The organism is Candidatus Burkholderia verschuerenii (assembly GCF_001189365.1).
GTDB lineage: Bacteria > Pseudomonadota > Gammaproteobacteria > Burkholderiales > Burkholderiaceae > Caballeronia > Caballeronia verschuerenii.
The window spans coordinates 1-1,087 of the sequence record NZ_LFJJ01000422.1; the positions used below are offsets into that span (position 1 = coordinate 1).

Annotated in this window: 1 protein-coding gene; it reads right to left on the reverse strand. The window is 42.0% G+C overall.

From position 1 onward, the window contains the following. Nucleotides 1–263, reverse strand: a 263-nt coding sequence (locus BVER_RS34990; RefSeq protein WP_232316953.1) for a hypothetical protein, incomplete at its 3' end; no start/stop codon positions are given. Nucleotides 264–1,087 lie beyond the last annotated feature (824 nt).

Below are 1,087 nucleotides of genomic sequence, written 5' to 3' on the forward strand. Positions count from 1 at the left end.
CCCCCCCCCCCCCCGCCCCCCCCTCTCGCTCGCCCGTCGCCAGCCTCAGATGTGTAAAAGAGCCAGCTTCGTCGCGACGAAGGAATCCTTCGTGGCGACGAAGCGAGCTTCGCTGTTTGGTCACTTTGTTCCTTCGTCGGGACGAAGGGTGGCTTCGTCCCGACGAAGCGAACTTTTCTGTTTCTGAACTTGCCCTCTTCGTCGGGACGAAGGGTTTCTTCGTCCCGACGAAGCTTGAGTTCTTCATTGCTCAATTTCTTCATCATCTCCTCTAACTTCTTGTTTGATTTTCTTCATCTTCTGATCATTTCTGCACCATGGTCTCTTCATAGAAGTTGTTCTCCTTGGTCTCAGGATTCCAGAACTCGTCTCGCTTTTGCTTGAAGTCATCCCAATCTCGAATTACGCGTCCCAGAAGCCCTACTAGTCGATTTTGAACTCAAACTTCCATACTTGACCATTTCTTTGCCATGTTGCTTCAAATCAGCTTCAAAGATTTGAGGATTGGTTCCTCAAGCTCCACAATGCCTATCATGTACAAGAATGTAAAAAATCATTAAAAAGCAGTACATGGAACTCGGTTTATGCATCAACATTGCTCTGAAACCCTAGATACTTAGCTTTATTTGCACTAGAAACACATGAAATTACTACTTAAGCTTAGCTATATTTGATTATCATCATCCTACAACACTCAATTTCACTTTACATTCAAGAATTAAAGCATATTAAGCTCAACAACTCATTGGGTCCTTTTATCAAATGGCTTGGGTGCAAGTTTGAAACTAGGGTTTAATCTTGAAATCTTCGAGCACCCTTGCCCAAAATTTGTAGATCAGCACAACAACAACCCAAATATAGCATTTAAACTCAATTTATGTCCACCAAAGCATAAAAAACTAAAATTTCTAGCAAGGCTTCAAGGAGGAAGAAGATGAATAGTGAACTTCATACCTTGCAATTCTTGGGATTAATGTGGATGAATTGGTGTTTAAATTGTTCCCCACTTGTAGAATGATGATGTTTGATGACTAAACTCAAAGATTGCACCAAGAATTGAAGTTGTGTGTGTTGGGTGAAGAAACAA